The 14,261-nt window shown below is 65.8% G+C and carries 17 protein-coding genes; 2 read left to right on the top strand and 15 right to left on the bottom strand.

What is annotated here, in order from left to right; translation table 11 throughout:
- The first annotated feature begins 314 nt into the window (after positions 1–314).
- A complete protein-coding gene (locus tag KF730_RS05395; protein WP_294092738.1) occupies positions 315–1,493 on the top strand; it encodes a hypothetical protein in 1,179 nt (392 codons plus the stop codon).
- A gap of 90 nt (positions 1,494–1,583) precedes the next feature.
- Here the strand turns inward: KF730_RS05395 and grxD are convergent, their stop codons facing one another.
- The 14 genes from grxD to KF730_RS05325 form a co-directional block, all read right to left on the bottom strand.
- Positions 1,584–1,895, bottom strand: coding sequence for a Grx4 family monothiol glutaredoxin (grxD, locus tag KF730_RS05390; protein WP_294092737.1), 312 nt, complete (start codon positions 1,893–1,895; stop codon positions 1,584–1,586).
- Positions 1,896–1,900: 5 nt separating this feature from the next.
- On the bottom strand, positions 1,901–2,140 hold the full coding sequence (locus KF730_RS05385; RefSeq protein ID WP_294092736.1) for a BolA family transcriptional regulator: 240 nt from the start codon (positions 2,138–2,140) through the stop codon (positions 1,901–1,903).
- Position 2,141: 1 nt separating this feature from the next.
- A complete protein-coding gene (locus tag KF730_RS05380) occupies positions 2,142–2,465 on the bottom strand; it encodes a DUF1476 domain-containing protein (protein ID WP_294092735.1) in 324 nt (107 codons plus the stop codon).
- Positions 2,466–2,525: 60 nt separating this feature from the next.
- Positions 2,526–3,146: a glutathione S-transferase gene (locus KF730_RS05375; RefSeq protein ID WP_294095737.1), complete on the bottom strand. Its 621-nt coding sequence runs from the start codon at positions 3,144–3,146 to the stop codon at positions 2,526–2,528.
- 2 nt (positions 3,147–3,148) lie between these two features.
- Positions 3,149–4,150, bottom strand: coding sequence for an NADPH:quinone oxidoreductase family protein (locus tag KF730_RS05370; RefSeq protein WP_294092734.1), 1,002 nt, complete (start codon positions 4,148–4,150; stop codon positions 3,149–3,151).
- Positions 4,131–4,742 carry a 3-isopropylmalate dehydratase small subunit gene (gene leuD, locus KF730_RS05365; protein ID WP_294092732.1) on the bottom strand — a complete coding sequence of 204 codons (612 nt, stop codon included), beginning with the start codon at positions 4,740–4,742 and terminating at the stop codon, positions 4,131–4,133. Before leuD ends, KF730_RS05370 begins: the two co-directional genes overlap by 20 nt.
- 171 nt (positions 4,743–4,913) lie before the next feature.
- Positions 4,914–6,356, bottom strand: coding sequence for a 3-isopropylmalate dehydratase large subunit (leuC, locus tag KF730_RS05360; protein WP_294092731.1), 1,443 nt, complete (start codon positions 6,354–6,356; stop codon positions 4,914–4,916).
- A 70-nt stretch (positions 6,357–6,426) separates the two neighbouring features.
- Positions 6,427–7,263, bottom strand: a complete 837-nt coding sequence (locus KF730_RS05355) for a c-type cytochrome (RefSeq protein ID WP_294092729.1) — start codon at positions 7,261–7,263, stop codon at positions 6,427–6,429.
- Positions 7,264–7,377: 114 nt separating this feature from the next.
- Entirely contained in the window at positions 7,378–8,049 is a 672-nt protein-coding gene (locus tag KF730_RS05350; protein ID WP_294092728.1) for a ferritin-like domain-containing protein, read from the bottom strand.
- 31 nt (positions 8,050–8,080) lie between these two features.
- A complete protein-coding gene (locus KF730_RS05345; RefSeq protein ID WP_294092727.1) occupies positions 8,081–8,962 on the bottom strand; it encodes an alpha/beta hydrolase in 882 nt (293 codons plus the stop codon).
- Positions 8,962–9,597 (bottom strand): CoA transferase subunit B, encoded by a 636-nt coding sequence (locus KF730_RS05340; protein ID WP_294092725.1) that lies wholly within the window; start codon positions 9,595–9,597, stop codon positions 8,962–8,964. Before KF730_RS05340 ends, KF730_RS05345 begins: the two co-directional genes overlap by 1 nt.
- Positions 9,597–10,664: an HAD family acid phosphatase gene (locus KF730_RS05335; protein WP_294092724.1), complete on the bottom strand. Its 1,068-nt coding sequence runs from the start codon at positions 10,662–10,664 to the stop codon at positions 9,597–9,599. Before KF730_RS05335 ends, KF730_RS05340 begins: the two co-directional genes overlap by 1 nt.
- Entirely contained in the window at positions 10,661–11,368 is a 708-nt protein-coding gene (locus KF730_RS05330; RefSeq protein ID WP_294092723.1) for a CoA transferase subunit A, read from the bottom strand. The genes KF730_RS05335 and KF730_RS05330 overlap by 4 nt, the downstream gene beginning before the upstream one ends.
- Before the next feature lie 74 nt (positions 11,369–11,442).
- On the bottom strand, positions 11,443–12,186 hold the full coding sequence (locus KF730_RS05325; protein ID WP_294092722.1) for a glutathione S-transferase family protein: 744 nt from the start codon (positions 12,184–12,186) through the stop codon (positions 11,443–11,445).
- Between the two features lie 47 nt (positions 12,187–12,233).
- On the opposite strand from KF730_RS05325, the gene KF730_RS05320 reads away from it, so the two are divergent.
- Entirely contained in the window at positions 12,234–13,880 is a 1,647-nt protein-coding gene (locus KF730_RS05320; protein ID WP_294092721.1) for a thiamine pyrophosphate-binding protein, read from the top strand.
- Here KF730_RS05320 and KF730_RS05315 read toward each other — a convergent pair.
- A complete protein-coding gene (locus tag KF730_RS05315; protein ID WP_294092720.1) occupies positions 13,877–14,191 on the bottom strand; it encodes a helix-turn-helix domain-containing protein in 315 nt (104 codons plus the stop codon). The genes KF730_RS05320 and KF730_RS05315 overlap by 4 nt on opposite strands.
- Between the last annotated feature and the right edge of the window lie 70 nt (positions 14,192–14,261).

Raw genomic sequence — 14,261 nt, 5'->3', positions numbered from 1 at the left:
CAATGCGGAAAGGTGACGAGCGCATGCGGGCCGGAACGGCGCCGAAACTGTCGGAATCGCTTACAGATGCGATGTGGTTGCCGAGGGTGTTAACCATCCAAACACTTGAGAAAGCGTGCTTCGTTCGAACTGGCACGCGGACTGCAAGGATAAGGATACCCCGAGCGTTTGACGCTTCATTCCAGGGTGGGTCGACCAGCTTTTACCCGGTCTCGCGTCGACCCACCCGCCCCGGGCTTCTCTCCGAACCAGCCGCCACTTCCCGCGATTCGCGTGCTCGTCTATGCACGAGTCGGCAGGCATTGGGGGCAGCGATGAACGACCTTCCGGCGACAACGGCCACACAGGCCGCGGCGATTGCGCCACCCGCGCGGCGCTCCGCACTGCAATCGGTCAAGGCCGGGACGCTGAAAATGCTCGGCAAGGCACGCAGTGAAGTCGGCGAGACGATCGAGGCGGCGGGGGTCTCGGTCGAGAAGATGCACCGGCGGCTGATCCTGGTGATCGCCGGGCTGATCGTGATGCTGTTCCTCGGTGCATTATTCCGCAGCCTGGGGCTGGCGTGGATGAACTATGCGCTGATCGCCGGGTTCGGCCTCGCCGCGCTCTATGCGTTTCTCCAGCCGACGCATCTGGTGGGGCTATTGCTGGTCGGCGGCGGCGTCGCGGTGGTGCGTGGTGCGGGAACCGCCGGGGGCGCGTTGCTCGGCTATGGCCGCATCCTTGCGCGGATATTTCTCGCCTTCCTGATCCCGCTGCTGCTGTTCGCGCTGGCCCCCGGGGACCGGTCGCTCGGCGCTTCATTGCCCTTCGTGGTGCTGGCGCCGGTGGTGGTACTGGCATTGTGGCTGTTCGGGCGAGTCGCGCCGAAGCTGGAAGAAGCGGTGTTCATCGGGCTGCCGCTGCTGGCGCTGCTGATCGCGCTCGGGAACATGCTGATCCCTGAGCGCGCGCTCGCCAGTCTGGGCGTTCCGGCATGGATGCGGACCGGGCGGCCGCAGGATGACGAACTCGCCAAGGTCGAGCGGCTGGTGGAGCAGCGCCGCAACGAAGCGCGCGCGGCACAGCTTCGCGAAATCCGCACCCGGCTGGAGCGCGGCGAAGCGATCACGCCCGAGGATGAGGCGGTGATCGCCGCCGCCAAGCAGGAGCGCGTAACGCTTACCGGGTGGATGGGGGATCGGTATAAGGATCTGGAGGCGAGCGTGACTGCGCTGGCGGCGAAGGCGCCCAGGGCGGCGGCGAAGCCGGTGGTGCAGACGCCGGAAACACTGGTGGTGCCGGCGAAGGGCTGGTCGGCGGCGGTTGCCGTTCCGGCGGGGTTTCGGGTTTGCGCGAGCGGGTTTCACAGGGCGCAATGCCAGGTCGGCGGTGCGTGGCTGGAAGGCTCGAAGTGCGACTCCGCGGCAACCGACAGCATGCGGTATCGCGGACGCGGGGGCAGCCGGACGGTGAGCTACCGGCTTGTGAAACTGGGAGAGCGCTGCGGCTGATTTCCGTGCTCCTGCGAAAGCAGGAGCCCAGAGTCTCAAGCGTTGCACTTACTACCCTGGGCTCCTGCTTTCGCAGGAGCGCCAAGGGCCTTACTTCCCTACCAGCTCGGCCAGTTCGCCGCTTTCGTACATCTCCATCATGATGTCCGATCCGCCGACGAATTCGCCCTTCACGTAGAGCTGCGGGATCGTCGGCCAATCGGAGAATTCCTTGATCCCCTGGCGGATGCCTTGATCCTGCAGCACGTCCACGCTTTCGAACTCGGTCTCAAGATGATTGAGGATCGCCACCGCGCGGCTGGAGAAACCGCATTGCGGGAACAGCGGGCTGCCCTTCATGAACAGCACGACTTCATTGCTTTCGACCAAAGCCTTCAGGCGGTCCTGTACATCGTCGCTCACGGCATTCACTCCTCGACTGGCGCTGCGGTGGTGAGCTGGAGCGCGTGGAGCACTCCGCCCATCCGGTCGCCCAGCGCCGCATAAACCGCCTGGTGCTGCCGCACGCGCGGCATCCCCCGGAACATCGGCGCCACCACGCGCGCCGCATAATGATCGCCATCACCGGCAAGATCGGTGATCTCGACATTGGCATCGGGGATGCCAGCGCGGATCAGCTCCTCGATCTCGGAAGCGGCCATCGGCATGTTATTTGGCTTCCATCAGCTGGCGGCGGGCCTCGACGGTCTGGTCGTGCAGCGCCTGGCGCACCGTGGCGTCATCGGTCTCGACCCCGGCGCCGAGCAAATCGCCCAGGACCTTGCGGATAACGTCCTCGTCGCCGGCTTCCTCGAAATCGGCCTGAACCACCGCCTTGGCATAAGCGTCGGTCTCTTCGGGGGTGAGACCCATCTTGGCCGCCGCCCATTGCCCAACCAGCCGGTTGCGGCGAGCGGTGACGCGGAAAGCCATGTCCTCGTCGCGCGCGTACTTCGCCTCGAATGCCTTTTCGCGATCGTCGAACGTGGTCATGCCTGCTCCCTCAAATGCTGTTTGAGCGGAGATAGGTAAGCGGGTGAGCCGTGGCAACCATCAGGCGGGCCAGTGAATGGGCGTATCGCCTTTCTTCCACGGTTTCAGGCGCGCGAATGCCTGTTCGAACAGCGGCGAGCCGATATGCCCCGCCAGCCATCGGCGCACGCGCGGGATGGACTGGGCGTCGAACCAGGACGGATCGACCGCGGCGAACTGGCGGACAAAGGGGAAGAGCGCGATGTCGGTGAGCCCGCGCGCATCCCGGCAGAGATTGGCATGTGCTGTCAATCGCGCTTCGAGCGTTCGCAGCATGGCGAGGCCAGCGGCGCGATGCTCGGCGGGGTTGGTATTGTGGCGCTCGGCATATTTGTAGCGGTCGAGATGGTGTTTGAAGCGGTCGTCGAACAGCGCGATCAGCGCCGGATCGTCGCCTGCCAGCCAGTCTTCGGGATCGTGGTCGGCCAGCGCCCAGCGCATGATGTCGATGCTCTCTTCGATGACCGCGCCGTCCGTCAGTACCAGCACCGGCACAGTGGCCTTGGGCGAGGCGGCGAGCATCTCCGCCGGCTTGTCGCGGAGCACGATCTCGCGGATTTCGAACGGCTTGCGGCGCACCAGCAGCGCCATGCGCGCGCGCATCGCATAGGGGCAGCGGCGGAAGCTGTAGAGCGTGTCCAGCCTTACGCACCCACTCGCACGACGACCTTGCCGATCACGTCGCGCGCACCGAGCTTGGCGATGGCCTTGCCGCCATCGGCGAGCGCGAAAGTCTCGGTGACCCTGGGGGCGATCTTGCCTTCGCTCCACAGCCGGAACAGGCGATCGACATGCGCCTGGTTGGCCTGCGGATCGCGCGCGGCGAAGGCGCCCCAGAACACGCCGCAGACGTCGCAGCTCTTGAGCAGGGTGAGGTTGAGCGGCAGTTTGGGAATGCCGGCGGGGAAGCCAACGACGAGGTAGCGGCCCTCCCAGGCGATCGCGCGGAGCGCCGGTTCGGCGTAATCGCCCCCCACCGGATCGTAGATCACATCGGCGCCCTTCGGGCCGACCGCCGCCTTGAACTGCTCGGCAAGCGCCTTGCTGGCGTCCTTGTCGAACGGAGCGCGGCCATAGACGAGGGTTGCGTCGGCACCCGCGGCTTTGGCGGCTGCCGCCTTCTCTTCCGACGATACCGCCGCGACCACGCGCGCGCCGAATGCCTTGCCCAATTCGATCGCGGCGAGACCGACGCCGCCGGCGGCGCCGAGGACGAGCAGGGTCTGGCCTTCCCTGAGCTTGCCGCGGTCGAGCAGCGCGTGGATCGTCGTCGCATAGGTCAGCAGCAGCGCCGAACCGTCCTCGAAGCTGCGGCCTTCGGGCAGGCGGAACAGTTGCGCCGGGCTGAGCGCCATCTTCTCGGCCAGCCCGCCATTGCCGGGGACGGCGATGACGCGATCACCGACCGCCCAGCCGGTGACGCCCTCGCCCACGCTCTCGATCACCCCGGCGATCTCGCCGCCCGGCGCGAAGGGGCGTTGCGGCTTGAACTGATATTTATCCTCGATGATCAGCACATCGGGGAAATTGATCGCACAGGCCTTTACCGCGACCACGACCTGGCCCTGACCGGCGACGGGATCGGGCAGTTCGTCGAGACTTAGAGTATCCGGTCCGCCAACGGCCTTAGACAGCAACGCCTTCATTTCCCGCTCCCACACTGACCCAGGGACGCGCTTCGGCGGCACCGGATTCGTATTTCGAAATCGCGGTATCCCTTGCCAGCGTCAGGCCGATCTCGTCCAGCCCTTCGAGCAGGCATTGGCGGCGGAACGGATCGAGCTCGAAGGGGAAGCGGTCCTGAAACGGGGTGGTGACGGTCATCGTCTCGAGATCGACGGTGATCTCGTCGGTCCTGGCGACCTCGACGAGCCGGTCTACCGCTTCCTGCGGCAGCACGACGGGGACGATGCCGTTCTTGAAGGCGTTGCCCGAGAAGATGTCGCTGAAGCTCGGCGCGATCACCGCCTTCACGCCCATGTCCGCCAGCGCCCAGGCGGCATGCTCGCGGCTGGAACCGCAGCCGAAATTATCGCCGGCGATCAGCACCGGACTGCCCGCGTAGCGCGGATCGTCGAAGACATTGCCCTCCACCGCGCGGACGGTCTCAAACGCGCCCTTACCCAGCCCCTCGCGCGTGGTGGTCTTGAGCCAATGCGCGGGGATGATGATGTCGGTGTCGATATTCTTGGCGCCCCAGGGATAGGCACGCCCTTCGACCTGCTTCACAGGCTGCATGACACAGACCTCCACGCTGGGCGGAAGCCCGTTAGCGCATCAATGCCTCCGCTTGTTAGCGGACGGCGGCGGTCTTCGGCGCGGGCAGCGTGCCCGCATAGGCCGCGGCGAGGCCGCTGAGCACAGTTCCGGCGATAAGCACGATCAACGCACGCTTCATGTGACACCCCCTCACGCATCCGCCGGCATCAGCTCCCTGACATCGGTAAGGCGCCCCGTGACCGCCGCAGCCGCCGCCATTGCGGGGGATAGCAGGTGGGTCCGTGCACCCGGACCCTGTCTTCCTACGAAATTTCGATTCGAGGTGGAAGCACAACGTTCGCCGCTTGGTACTTTATCGGGGTTCATTGCGAGACACATCGAACAGCCAGGCTCACGCCACTCGAATCCGGCCGAAATAAAGACCTTGTCGAGCCCCTCCTCCTCGGCCTGGCGCTTGACCAGTCCGGACCCCGGCACGATTAGCGCCTGGCGAACGCTGGTCGCGACATGGCGCCCGTTGACCACCGCGGCGGCGGCGCGAAGGTCTTCGATGCGGCTGTTGGTGCAACTACCGATAAAGACGTGTTCGATGCCGATGTCCTGCATCCGCGTGCCCGCGCTGAGCCCCATATAATCGAGCGACTTCTGCGCGGCGACGCGCTTGCTCGGGTCGGCGAAACTCTCGGGATCGGGGATGCTGCCGGTGATCGGCACGACGTCCTCGGGGCTGGTGCCCCAGGTGAGCGACGGCGCGATATCGCTGGCGTGCAGGGTGACTGTCTTGTCGTAGTTCGCACCCGCGTCGCTGGGCAGCGTGCGCCAATAGGCGACCGCCTTGTCCCAAGCCTCGCCGGCGGGCGCCATCGGCCGGCCCTTGAGATAGGCGAAGGTCGTCTCGTCGGGCGCGATCAGCCCCGAACGCGCACCGCCCTCGATCGACATGTTCGATACGGTCAACCGCCCCTCGACCGACATGGCGCGGATCACGTCGCCGGTGAACTCGATGACATAGCCGGTGCCGCCCGCGGCGCCGATCTTGCCGATGATGGCGAGGGCGACGTCCTTGGGGCTGACGCCGAAGCCGAGCGCTCCATCGACACGGATCTCCATCGTCCTGGATTGCTGGAGCAGCAGCGTCTGGGTGGCGAGGACATGCTCGACCTCGGAGGTGCCGATGCCGAACGCCAGCGCGCCCAGCGCGCCATGTGCGGAGGTGTGGCTGTCGCCGCAGACCAGGGTGGTCCCGGGCAGCGTGAAGCCCTGTTCGGGGCCGATGACGTGGACGATACCCTGCCGGGCATCGAGCGCGTCGATATAGGGCACTCCGAATTCGGCGACGTTCTGGCGGAGCGTCGCCAACTGGTTGGCGCTTTCGGGATCCTTGATCGGCAGCGGATTGCCCGCCGCATCGACGCGCGCGGTGGTCGGCAGGTTATGATCGGGCACCGCCAGCGTCAGATCGGGGCGGCGGACACTGCGGCCCTCGGCGCGCAGCCCGGCAAAGGCCTGCGGGCTGGTGACCTCATGAACGAGGTGGCGATCGATATAGATCAGGCACGTCCCGTCATCGCGGCGTTCGACGACGTGATCGGCCCAGATCTTTTCGTAGAGCGTGAGGGGACGGCTGGCCATGATGTGCCTGCCTCTAATCGAATCTTGCGCTCCCGCAAGCCACCAAGCAATTTAAAGTCGTGAAGCTGGGCTATTGCTTGGTGGCTTCGGCCATCAGATAGCTATGGACCGCCTCGACCTCATCGGCGGTCAGATGCGAAAGATCGTCCTTGCCGACCTGCTTCATCAGCCCGAGATCGCGGTTCGACATGCCGACGCCGGTACTCAGCAGCTTCCGGAGTGCAGGCAGGTCATATGCCGGCCCGATCACCGCCAGCGCCGGAACCGGGCGGCCATCGTCATGCGCCTTGCGCTCCTCGCGCAGCGAGTGGCAGCCGGCGCAGACCGTATCGACAATGTAGGCGCCCTTGTCCGCGGGGCGCTTGGCCGGTGCGCGCGTGGTTTCGAGCACCTCGGGTACGATGCCGCCGGTCAGAACCGCGAAGCGCCCGACCGGCCCGAAGCGCAGCGTATCCTTGCTGTCGGCGGCGGAGGGCCTGAGCGAGCGCAGCCAGCCGATGATCCGGGCGAGGTCCTCATCGGCGACACCGTTGTGCCCCTGCACCGGCATGATGAACGCGCCACCGCCGCCCCGCTTGATGCCATGACGGATCAGCCGCGCCAGTTCGGGATCGGAATAGTTGGCCACGATCGGTGCCAGCGCCGGCGGCGCGACATGGATCACGCCGGGAATGTCGACGATCACCCGGCCGTTGCCGTCAGGGCCGTGACAGCCGCGGCAACCCAGCGCGGCGGCGAGCCGGGCGCCTTCGGCGATCCCATCGGGCGTGCGGTCTGCGGCGATCCGCGGCAATGCCGCGGCATAGCCCTTGCGGATCACCATCTCGGATCCCGCATAGGTTACAACCAGCGCGAGCACGATGAAGCCGGCCAGCCCGATCAGGCCGCGCACAATCCATTTCCGCATGTTCCGCCCTCCCTTTGGCGAAATCTGCACATATCGGCAGCGAAACGACAGTCGCTTCGTTCGCGACGAGGATGCGACGAAGGGGCCGGCGGAAGAGGGTCCGGCGGCAGAGGCTCAGGCGGCTTGGGCGACCAGCGGCACGGGATCGTGCTCGTCCTGCCAATCGGTGCGCCGCTTGACCCACGGATTGAGGAACAGCGCCGGCAGCTTGAGGAACAGCAGCTCGGAATGGATGAAGGTGTCGATCGCCCGCTCCCACCATTTGGGATCGCGCTTTCCATTGGCTTTTAGCCAGCCATCATAGGGCGCCCAGTGGCTCGGCTCGTCCTTCTCGATGATCTTGAAGATCTTGATCAGCGTCTTGTCGTCCCGGACCAGCGGGTGCTTGAGCAGAATCTCGACCTGCTTCATGCCGCGCTGCTCGGTGAGCGAGATGACGCGGCACAACTTCTCGAACCCGTCATCCTCGGCAATGATCTTGTTGGTATCGAGCTCGTCGATAGTGCGGCGAAAGACGATCTCGACGAAGCGATCGATATGTCCGCAGGTGCGATCGACCTGGAGCGGCATCTTGCCCTGCAGCTCGAACCAGCGCTTGAACATGACATAGTGCTTGCGCTCGTCGGCGCGGTGCTTCTCGATATCGGCGATGAGCTGGGTGTTGCCCGGCTCGCGCGCCTTCACGGCTTCGAGCACGCGGTCGATGCTCGTATAGCCGCGATGTTCGTTATAGATGTAGATCGAACCGAGAAGGTCGAGATACCGGCGGCGGAAGGCGGCTAACATTTACGGAGGCTGCGCCTTCGTGGATACTGAGTCAACGCAAGCTGCGTTTCAGGAATTCCACGCTGTCGGCCAGCGTCGGCCCCTTGCCGCGGAACGGCACCGAAAGCGCCATTACGACCTCCTCATGGCTGAGCCCGGGATAGTTTTTGAGTTCCACCGGCGCGCCCAATGCCCTGAGCCTGGCGTCGAGATTGATCGCGTTCCTGGGGCGAACCGTGTCGTCGGTGGTGGAAGTGATCAACAGCATCGGCGGCGCATCATGCCGCGCGAAATGCAGCGGCTGGGTCATTTGCGGATCGGCGGCGCCCTGAAACGCATCGATCGCGCGCTTCGAGGTGAAGGGGAAGAAATCATAGGGACCAGACAGGCCGACCGCCGCCTTGACGGTCCCCGGATCCACACCCTCGGCTTCGAGCCAGCGCCGGTCGAGCGCCAGCATCGCCGCGGTGTAGGCACCAGCCGAATGCCCCATAACCGCGATCCTGGCCGGGTCGCCGCCGAATTCGGCGACATGATCGTGGGTCCATTTGACCGCCTCGGCGCCGTCCTGAAGGAAGGCGGGAAAGCGTACCGTCGGCACCTTGCGGTAATCGGGCACCACGACGACAAAGCCTTCGCGCGCCAATGCCCGGGCCGCGAAGCTATAGGCGCGGCGGTCGCCCTTCACCCAGCCGCCGCCATACCAGAAGATCACTACCGGGCGGTTGGGCACCGCAGCGCCCGCCGGGCGCCATACGTCGAGCGTCTGACCGTGCGTGCCGAACGGCACCGCGCTGGCGGTGCGGATCGCGCCCGATCCGCCGCCCATCACCCCGTCGAGCAACGAGAGCAAAGCCGGCGGCGAGGTGAATGCAACCATGATCCCGAGCCCCGCCACGATCGCCAGTGCGGCGAGCCCGGCCTTACGCCACATCAGCTGACGTACTTCGCCGTCGTCTTCGCCGCCACTTCTTCTGCGGTTACGCCCGGAGCGATCTCGATCAGTTTGAACGGGCTGTCATGATCGGGGCGTTGGAACACCGCGAGATCGGTGATGATCATGTCGACGACGTTCTTGCCGGTCAGCGGCAGCGAGCATTCGGCGATGAACTTGGGATCGCCGTTCTTGCTGGTATGCTCCATCACGACGATGATCTTCTTGACGCCGGCGACGAGATCCATCGCCCCGCCCATGCCCTTGATCATCTTGCCGGGGATCATCCAGTTGGCGATATCGCCGGTCTCGCTGATCTCCATCGCGCCGAGCACGGTCAGGTCGATATGGCCGCCGCGGATCATCGCGAAGCTCTGCTCGGAACCGAAATAGGCCGATTGCGGCAGCTCGCTGATCGTCTGCTTGCCGGCGTTGATCAGGTCGGGATCGACCTCGTCGTCATAGGGGAACGGGCCGATGCCGAGCATCCCGTTTTCCGACTGGAGCGTGACCTCCACGCCCGGGGGAATGTGGTTCGCCACAAGTGTCGGGATGCCGATGCCGAGATTGACGTAATAGCCGTCCTCGAGTTCCTTGGCCGCACGGGCGGCCATCTCGTCGCGGGTCCAGGGCATTACTTTTTCTCCTCGGCCGGATCGGCCCATTGCTTGTCCTTGGGAAACACCTCGTCGAGCCCGCCATGCAGCGCCGAGCCGTAGACCGGGTTGGGCAGCACGAACCAGCCGGCGCCCCACAAGGTGGCGAGCAGGCTCTCGCTGGTCATGTTGCGGCGCATAGCTGGACTGTATTCACCGGTGTTGAACAGGTCGCTGAAATCGCCAAGCTGATCGCCGACCATCGCTACGACGCAATAGGTCTCGGAAATCTTCCAGCGCCGTTCGTCCTTGCCGCTGGGGGCGCCATCGTCGCGCAGCCACAGCGTATCGCCGAGCACTGCCGGCCCCAGCCCGGCCGCCTCGATCGCGGCGGCGGTCTGCGCGGCGCTACTGGTCGAGCGGTTCGAGTTGAAGATCACGGTGATGCCTTCGTTGCGCGCCGCCGCCAGCGTGTCGGCCGCGCCGGGCACGGCGACCACCTTGCCGGCACCGGTCTGTTCCCAGCGCGACCATTTGCTCTGGTCGTATGGCGCGGGCTTGGCCGCCGCGTCATATTCGAAGCCGAGATTGAGCAGCGCGGTCTCATCGACATCGAGCACCACCGCCAGCTTGCGCTTGCCGCACAGATCGAATTTGGGCGAGGTCAGCGTCGAGCCGCGCGACAGCACCACCGAACTGATCTGGCTCTTGTCGCGGCGATAGCCGATCTCGTTGTGGAGGAAGTTCCACAGGCCCCGATACGCTTGCAGACTGATCGCCGAGCCTTCACCCGAACCATAGAGATATTGCATCTCGGGCGGAACGACCGCCGGCTTCGCGGTCGCCGGGGCGGCACCACTGGGGGGCGGGAGCGCGGTAAGGCCGGTTATGACCGCCGTGCCGTTTTCGGTGCGGATCACCTGGCCGGGCTTGGGCGCCGCCTGCTGCCGGGCCCTTTTCGACGCTTTGCGCTTCTTGCCGTCCTGCCCGTCCATCGCATTCTTGCCGATGCCGGCCGCGGCGATCACCGGCAATGCGGCGACGACGCAGCCGGAGAGCAGGACCGACCCGGCCATCAGGGCCGCGAGCGCGGGACGGATGCTCATGCCGCCGCCCGTTCGCGGACGGTGCGGAATTCGATCTTCTTGTCATAGGGCGCGCCGACGATCATCCGCTTCACATAGATGCCGGGCAGATGGATGTGATCGGGATCGATGCTGCCGACGGGTACCACTTCCTCGACCTCGGCGACGCAGATCTTGCCCGCGGTCGCCATCGGCTGGTTGAAGTTGCGCGCGGTCTTCCGGAAGATCAGGTTGCCGCTTTCATCGGCCTTCCAGCCCTTGATGATCGACAGGTCGCTGCGGATGCCGCGCTCGAGGATATAGTCCTGCCCGTCGAAGGTCTTGACCTCCTTGCCCTCGGCCACCTGGGTGCCGACACCGGTCTTGGTGTAGAAGCCGGGGATGCCGGCGCCGCCGGCGCGGCAGCGCTCTGCGAGCGTGCCCTGCGGGCAGAACTCGACCTCAAGCTCGCCCGACAGATACTGGCGCTCGAATTCCTTGTTCTCGCCGACATAGGACGAGATCATCTTCTTGACCTGACGGGTGCGCAGCAGCTTGCCGAGCCCCTGCCCGTCGATCCCGGCATTGTTGCTGGCGATGGTCAGGTTCCTGACGCCATTGGCCTCGATCGCATCGATCAGCCGCTCGGGGATGCCACACAGGCCAAAGCCCCCGGCGCAAATCGTCATGCCGTCGAACAGCAGCCCTTCCAGCGCTGCTTCTGCGTTGGGATAGAGCTTCTTCATATGCCGATTCTCCGTGGGTTGGCCGCGCGATAGTCTCCCGCGCGCCTGGCGGTCAAGGCAACCTGAATAGGTATTCAACTCTGGTCGAGCATGATGCTGGCGGCGGGCGTGGCGCCGCCATAGCTGCGCTGCGATACATTGGCGCCGGCGGCGCGCATCGCCTCGGCGCGCTGGGGTCCGCGGACGTTGACGATCACCTGCTCCATGCGGATCGAGTCGGCGAAGGCGGGCACAGCTTCGACCCGCCGCATCCATGCGGCGGTGCGCGGCCAGCGAGCGGGATCGATCGTCCAGCCTGCCAGCAGGGCATTACGAAAGAAAGACGCGTAAGTGATGTCGGCGATGCACAAATGGCTGAAAAGAAAATCGTCCGCAGGCGCCTGCGCCTCGATCCAGTCGAGCGCTTCGGGCAGCAGGCGATCGGTGACTTCGGCCAGCGCGGCGGCGTCCGGCTCGACCTTGAACACGCGCGGCGCGACGACCTTGCGGTAGAATAACCGCCAGATGATCAGGTCGCCCAAACGGCTGTCGGCATATTCCTCAAGCCAGCGCGCGCGGGCGCGATCGGCGGGGCTCTTCGGCATCAGCGGCGGTTCGGGATAGGCTTCGTCGAGATATTCGCAGATCACCGTCGAATCGTTGAGCACCAGATCCTTGTCGATCAGCACCGGGATCCGCCGGAGCGGGCTGACCCTTGTGAATTCGCCGGTGCCGTAGAAGGGCACGATCGGATCGATTTCATGCGCCACGCCCTTGAGTGCGAGCGCGACCAATGTCTTGCGTGCATAGGGCGAGACATGATTGCCAATGATCAGCATGGTTGCAGGGGTTACGTGAGGAGCCTTGTCCGGTCTAGAGACACGGCATGACCGCGAAACGAACCGGGGGCCGGATCCTCGTCGACAATCTGGTCGCGCAGGGCTGCGACCGTATCTTCCATGTGCCGGGCGAGAGCTTCCTCGCCGTGCTCGACGCGCTGCACGACGTGCCGGCGATCGACGTGGTGACCTGCCGGCAGGAAGGCGGGGTCGGCTTCATGGCCTGCGCCGACGGGGCGATGACGCAGCGGCCGGGCGTGGCCTTCGTGACGCGTGGGCCGGGCGCGACCAACGCCTCGATCGGCGTCCACGTCGCGATGCAGGATTCGCAGCCGATGATCCTGTTCATCGGCGACGTCGATCGCGGCATGCGCGACCGCGAAGGATTCCAGGAAGTCGATTTCACCGCGTTCTTCTCGCCGATCGCGAAATGGGCGACGCGGATCGAGGACGCGCGGCGCATTCCGGAATATGTCGCGCGGGCGTGGAACGTGGCCATGTCGGGCCGGCCGGGACCGGTGGTGGTGGCACTGCCCGAGGACATGCTGTGCGATGTCGTCGAGGCGGTGGACCGGCCGGAACTGGCTCCTGCCCTGCAGGCGCCCGATGCCTATGACCTCGATCAGATGTTCGAGATCCTCGGCAGCGCCAAGAACCCGATCGCCATCGTCGGCGGTGCCGGCTGGGACGAGGATAGCGGCGCGGACTTCGCCAAGTTCGCCGAGCGGATCGGGTTGCCGGTGGCGGGCGCATTCCGGCGGCAGGACGCGATCCCCAACAGCTCGCCGGTCTGGGCCGGCAATCTCGGCTATGGGCCGAACCCCAGGCTGGTCCAGCGGATCAAGGACGCCGACGTGCTGCTGGTGGTCGGTGCGCGGCTCGGCGAGGCGACGACCGATGGCTACACGCTGATCACCCCCGATCATCCGGGCCAGACGATCATCCACGTTCATCCCGATCCCAACGAGCTCAACCGCGTCTATCTGGCCGACCTGCCGATCTGCGCGCGGCCGTTCGAATTCGCGGTATCGGTGGCGGCGGAGGAGCCCGAGCTGCCGACCTTCGACGGCGCCGCCGCGCACGCCGAATGGCTCGACTGGTCGAGCCCCAAGCCGCGCGAGGGCGTGGCGCTCGATCTCGGCCAGTGCGTCGCGGCGATGCGGGAGCGGATACCGGACGCGATCATCTGCAACGGCGCTGGCAATTTCTCGTCGTGGTGGCACCGCTACTGGCATTATGCCGCGCAGCCCTCGCAGCTGGCGCCGACCGCCGGCGCGATGGGCTATGGCGTGCCCGCGGCGATCGCCGGCAAGCTGCGCGCGCCCGACCGTCCGGTAGTGGCGCTGGCGGGCGATGGCGATTTCATGATGAACGGCCAGGAACTCGCCACCGCGATCCAGCACCATGCCGACATCCTCGTGCTGGTCATCGACAATGGTGTTTACGGCACGATTCGCATGCATCAGGAGCGCGAATATCCGGCGCGGCTCAGCGGCACGACGCTGCGTAATCCCGACTTCGCCGCGCTCGCCCGCGCCTATGGCGCCTGGGCCGAGACGGTGGATGCGACCGAGCAGTTCGCCCACGCGCTCGACCGGGCGCTGGCGGCGGGCGGCGTGCGGCTGCTGCACCTCAAGACCGATGTCGAGTTCATCACGCCGGGACTTACGGTCACCGGCATTCGGGGAGGTTAGCGCCAGCCGGCCTCGGCGCGGAGGGTGTCGGCGGCCCAGGTCTCGGACATGCCGACCATCCGCGCATAGGCGCGGACGAAACCGAGCGCATAGACCGTGCCGACGAACGCGTCGAAACGCGAATTCTCGATCGCGGTGAGGTAGCGCAGGCTGATGCGGGTGGTGGCGGCCACATCCTCGAGCGTCAGGCGGCGGGCTTCGCGGGCGCGCTTGAGCGTCGGGCCGAGCTTGCCGAGATCCACCTGCGCGATTTCGTCCTGCCCGAACGGCAATACGGCATCGTCGGAATAAGCAAGCTGGGAATGAAACATTGCGTCCCCCCGGACTGAGTCGGCGTGGGTGCGATGTCCGCCTCTATGCCGCATGAGTCAAATATGCTGC

It is taken from the genome of Sphingomonas sp., assembly GCF_019635515.1.
Classification (GTDB): Bacteria; Pseudomonadota; Alphaproteobacteria; order Sphingomonadales; family Sphingomonadaceae; genus Sphingomonas.
This window is presented reverse-complemented; position numbering and strand designations above follow the sequence as displayed.

Excerpts from the sequence above, each read along its gene's own strand:
- KF730_RS05395 (WP_294092738.1), top strand. The coding sequence starts at position 315 with ATGAACGACCTTCCGGCGACAACGGCCACACAGGCCGCGGCGATTGCG.
- KF730_RS05385 (WP_294092736.1), bottom strand. The coding sequence starts at position 2,140 with ATGCCGATGGCCGCTTCCGAGATCGAGGAGCTGATCCGCGCTGGCATC.
- KF730_RS05380 (WP_294092735.1), bottom strand. The coding sequence starts at position 2,465 with ATGACCACGTTCGACGATCGCGAAAAGGCATTCGAGGCGAAGTACGCG.
- KF730_RS05370 (WP_294092734.1), bottom strand. The coding sequence starts at position 4,150 with ATGAAGGCGTTGCTGTCTAAGGCCGTTGGCGGACCGGATACTCTAAGT.
- leuD (WP_294092732.1), bottom strand. The coding sequence starts at position 4,742 with ATGCAGCCTGTGAAGCAGGTCGAAGGGCGTGCCTATCCCTGGGGCGCC.
- leuC (WP_294092731.1), bottom strand. The coding sequence starts at position 6,356 with ATGGCCAGCCGTCCCCTCACGCTCTACGAAAAGATCTGGGCCGATCAC.
- KF730_RS05355 (WP_294092729.1), bottom strand. The coding sequence starts at position 7,263 with ATGCGGAAATGGATTGTGCGCGGCCTGATCGGGCTGGCCGGCTTCATC.
- KF730_RS05350 (WP_294092728.1), bottom strand. The coding sequence starts at position 8,049 with ATGTTAGCCGCCTTCCGCCGCCGGTATCTCGACCTTCTCGGTTCGATC.
- KF730_RS05345 (WP_294092727.1), bottom strand. The coding sequence starts at position 8,962 with ATGTGGCGTAAGGCCGGGCTCGCCGCACTGGCGATCGTGGCGGGGCTC.
- KF730_RS05340 (WP_294092725.1), bottom strand. The coding sequence starts at position 9,597 with ATGCCCTGGACCCGCGACGAGATGGCCGCCCGTGCGGCCAAGGAACTC.
- KF730_RS05335 (WP_294092724.1), bottom strand. The coding sequence starts at position 10,664 with ATGAGCATCCGTCCCGCGCTCGCGGCCCTGATGGCCGGGTCGGTCCTG.
- KF730_RS05330 (WP_294092723.1), bottom strand. The coding sequence starts at position 11,368 with ATGAAGAAGCTCTATCCCAACGCAGAAGCAGCGCTGGAAGGGCTGCTG.
- KF730_RS05325 (WP_294092722.1), bottom strand. The coding sequence starts at position 12,186 with ATGCTGATCATTGGCAATCATGTCTCGCCCTATGCACGCAAGACATTG.
- KF730_RS05320 (WP_294092721.1), top strand. The coding sequence starts at position 12,234 with ATGACCGCGAAACGAACCGGGGGCCGGATCCTCGTCGACAATCTGGTC.
- KF730_RS05315 (WP_294092720.1), bottom strand. The coding sequence starts at position 14,191 with ATGTTTCATTCCCAGCTTGCTTATTCCGACGATGCCGTATTGCCGTTC.